We start from the raw sequence: 3,791 nt of genomic DNA on the forward strand, positions 1-3,791 counted from the left end.
CGATCCGCCTCGGTGCGCTTCCGGGCGCACCCCGGCCCCAGCTTCGCAGGCCTCGGCCTGCGCGAGCTCGCGCGCGAAGCGGGGCTGAACCCCAATACCTTCTATCGCCACTTCCGCGACATGGAAGACCTGGCGCTGAGCGCCGTGGCCGAGGTCGGCAACGAACTGCGGCCCATGCTGCGCGCGGTGCGCTGGGCGGTGGCGCAGGACAACCCGGGCGAGGTCGCCACCCGCGCCTGCGACGCCTTCTTCGCCTACGCCGATGCCCACCCCGACGCCTTCTTTGTCGGCGTGTGCGGCAGCACCGGCCCGCAGCCGGCGCTGCGCGAAGCGGTGCGCCAGGTGCTGGCGGATATCGCCGGCGAGATGGCGGAAGACATCGAGAGGCTGGCGCTCTGCCCGGGCCTGTCGCGCCCCATCGTCGACGACCTCTGCGGCTACGTGGTGTCCTACCTGTTCCACCTGTCGACGGACTATCTCGAAGATAACGCCAAGGGACGCCGCCTGCGCATCCAGCAATCCAAGCAGTTGATCAGCTGGCTGCTGCGCGGCGCAGCCGAACAGCAGCGGGCGCAGGATCAGCCGGCGCCCGTACCCGCACCTGCGCGCAAGCGCAAGCCAACGGAACGCCGGCCGCACTGAGCGCGCCGGCCGCTGCGGCTGCGTTTGCAATGCGGGCGGCAAGCGCCTGAACAAGCGGCTGAACGCCAGCCCTGCCGGGTCTCCTCGGTATTTTCCCTGAGCCAGCCGCGCAACGGCGGGAAAGCTGGATGAAGGCTTGCCATGCCTACGATGCAGGGGCTTCTCTCATGGCCGGGACACGCGTCCCGCCCCCGAGCAGCCGGATTCATCGACAAGACTAGCGAGCCCCGAGGAGATCAACTTGAAAGCCCAAACCAAAACCACAGCCCTCGCGCTGGCAATCGGCGCGGCCTTTGCCGGCCACGCCAACGCGCAATCGAACGTGACGCTGTATGGCCTCATCGACACCACCATCAGCACCATCAGCAACGCCGACGCCAAGGGTGACCGCCTCACCGGCTACCACCAGCCGGCGTGGTTCAGCGGCAACCGCTGGGGCCTGACTGGAGCGGAAGACATCGGCTTCGGCACCAAGGTGATCTTCAAGCTGGAGAGCGAATTCCAGAGCTACAACGGCGCGATGGACACCCCCGGCGTGCTGTTCAACCGCGACGCCTGGGTCGGCATCAACAGCGATGTCTTCGGCAAGCTGACCTTTGGCCGCCAGAATGCACTCGGGCGCGACCCGATGGCTTCGGGCCTCTATGGAGACCCCTACGGCCCGGCCGCGATCACGACCGAGGAAGGCGGCTACACCAACAACAACAACTTCAAGCAGCTGGTGTTCTACGCGGGCAGCGCCACCGGCACGCGCATGGACAACGGCGTGGTGTGGAAGAAGCTGTTCGACAACGGCCTGACCGCCGGCGCGGGTTACCAGTTCGGCGAAGTGCCGGGCGCGCCGTCGCGCAACACCACGGAGACGGTCACCCTGGGCTACAACGGCGGGAACTTCCACGTCTCGAGCTTCTTCACGCAGGCCAACGTGAATGGCCAGCGCAACCGAACCTATTCGGCTGGCGGCAACTATGTGTGGGGCATCGTGCGCGCCAGCGCGGGCTATTTCCACTACACCGCGGAGCAGGGCGCGCTGGGCCAGCGCAAGGACGACGCCTACACTGTGTCGCTCAAGATCGACCCGGCAGGCGCCTTCGACTATGAGATCGGCTACCAGATGATGAAGGCCGGCCACGCCGCCCTGAATGCCGACGGCTTCACCATCAATGCTTATGGCAACACCGCTGGCTCCACCGCGACCGACAGCGGCCGCAAGAACACGGTGTACGGCTCGATCTTCTACCACTTCTCGAAGCGCACCGAGGTCTACCTCGCGGCCGACTACATGTTCCTGCAGCACGGCTATCACGCCGCGCAATCGAACGGCTTCGCGCACCAGAGCGAATTCGCGGTGGGCATGCGCACGCGCTTCTGACCCCCGTTGCATCGGCCTGCGCCTGGCGGCGCGGGCCTGGCTCCGAACTTTCCTTGTCCCGGCCACAAGCCGGGTTTTTTTCGCCTGGCGGCATCGTTCCGTGCTTCTTCCGTGCTTCAAGTGTGCCGCCATCTCCCACTTGTGAGAGATGGGCTGGGGTGAGAGGAAGAGACTGCCGTCGTGATGGCGTGCGGTGTTGGCCCTTCCGTCGGCTCCGTTCAATGCCACTGGTCTGCTCCCCTCTCCCACTTGTGGGAGGGGCCGGGGGAGAGGGCGGGCGCTCGCAGGAAGTCCGGCGAACCAAGTAAAAAGGCCCACCCCGACGGGGAGTCGGCGTGGGCAAGGGAGATGGCGTCCCGGCGCGTGCGTAGCGCTATTGCGCTGTGCCGCCGCGACGTAAGGTCAGGCCAGGTTGCCCGGCTTCCATTTAAGCAGGCGGTTTTCCAGCGTGGTCAGCAAGAAATCCGCGGCAAGCGCCACCACCGCCAGCACGATCATGGCGGCGAACACGCCGCTGGCATTGAAGGCGCCCTGCGCCGTGGCGATCAGCAGGCCGATGCCCTGCTTGGAACCCAGGAACTCGCCCACCACGGCGCCGACCAGCGCGAAGCCGAAGCTGACGTGCAGGCTGGCCAGGATCCAGCTCAACGCCGACGGCACCACCACGGCGAAGGTCAGCTGCCGTTTGGACGCGCCGAGGATCTGCGCATTGGCGATCAGGTAGCGGTCGGCTTCGCGCACGCCCTGGAAGGCATTGCCGAACACCACGAAGAACACCATCACCACCGCCAGTGCCACCTTGGAGGCCATGCCCAGGCCCAGCGCGATCACGAAGATCGAGCCCAGCACCACGCGTGGAATGGAGTTGGCAATCTGGATGTAGATGCTGAACACATCGGCCAGCAGCTTGTTGCGCCCGAGCACGATGCCGCAGATCACGCCGGCGACCGAGCCGATGAGGAAGCCCAGCCCGGTCTCTTCCAGCGTGACCGCCACCTGCTCCAGCAGCGGGCCCTGCGAGGTGCCGTTGACGAACCAGTCATAGATCTGCTCCGCAATCAGCGAGGGCATGGAGAAGAAGAACGGGTCGATCCAGTGCAGCCGCCCCGCCAGCTCCCAACCGCCCAGCGCCACCACCAGCAAGGCAATGCGCAGGGTGATGATCAGTTGGCGGCGCCGGCGCATGGCTAGCCTGGCTTCCCGTTCAAAGACGTCGAGTTCGTCGGCAAGGGCCGTGTTTGCTTCCATATTCATTGGTATTGGCATTGGCGTTGGCATTGGCTACGGTTGGCGGCGCGGCATCAGTCGATGTGGACTTCTTCGCGCAGATCGGCCCAGATCTCGCGCGACAGTTCGACAAAGTGCTTTTCGTAGCGGATCTCCGAAGTCACGCGCGGGCGTGGCAGGTCGATCTCATAGACACGCTTGAGGGTGGCCGGACGCGCACTCAGCACGAAGACCCTGTCGGCCATGGCGATGGCTTCTTCCAGGTCGTGCGTGACGAACACCACCGAGCCGGCGTTCTGCGACCAGAGCTGCAGCAGCTCGTCCTGCATCAGCGTGCGGGTCTGCATGTCCAGCGCGCTGAATGGCTCGTCCATCAGCAGGATCTGCGGGTTGTTGATGAAGGTCTGCGCCAGCGCCACGCGCTTGCGCATGCCGCCCGACAACTGATGCGGGTAGTGGTTGCTGAACTTGGCCAGGCCGACCTTGCGCACCCATTCCTCGGCCAGGCCATAGGCCTGGTCGCGGGGGGGGGGGAGGGAAAAAGGGCCGG

At 65.8% G+C, this 3,791-nt stretch carries 4 protein-coding genes; 2 read left to right on the plus strand and 2 right to left on the minus strand.

Annotated features, from left to right (window positions below):
- Positions 1 to 12: 12 nt before the first annotated feature.
- Together AC1Q7Q_RS28650 and AC1Q7Q_RS28655 are read left to right on the plus strand one after the other, a co-directional pair.
- Entirely contained in the window at positions 13 to 642 is a 630-nt protein-coding gene (locus AC1Q7Q_RS28650; RefSeq protein WP_492387241.1) for a TetR family transcriptional regulator, read from the plus strand.
- 241 nt (positions 643 to 883) lie between these two features.
- Positions 884 to 2,014 (plus strand): porin, encoded by a 1,131-nt coding sequence (locus AC1Q7Q_RS28655; RefSeq protein WP_492373508.1) that lies wholly within the window; start codon positions 884 to 886, stop codon positions 2,012 to 2,014.
- 402 nt (positions 2,015 to 2,416) lie between these two features.
- On the opposite strand, the gene AC1Q7Q_RS28660 is transcribed toward AC1Q7Q_RS28655, so the two are convergent.
- Both AC1Q7Q_RS28660 and AC1Q7Q_RS28665 read right to left on the minus strand, forming a co-directional pair.
- The gene (locus AC1Q7Q_RS28660; RefSeq protein ID WP_174425798.1) at positions 2,417 to 3,280 is read right to left on the minus strand and encodes an ABC transporter permease; all 864 of its coding nucleotides are present in this window, start codon (positions 3,278 to 3,280) and stop codon (positions 2,417 to 2,419) included.
- A 35-nt stretch (positions 3,281 to 3,315) separates the two neighbouring features.
- The coding region (locus AC1Q7Q_RS28665; RefSeq protein WP_492387239.1) for an ABC transporter ATP-binding protein at positions 3,316 to 3,791 on the minus strand (476 nt) is incomplete at its 5' end.

Source organism: Cupriavidus sp. GW823-FHT07A04, assembly GCF_058794615.1.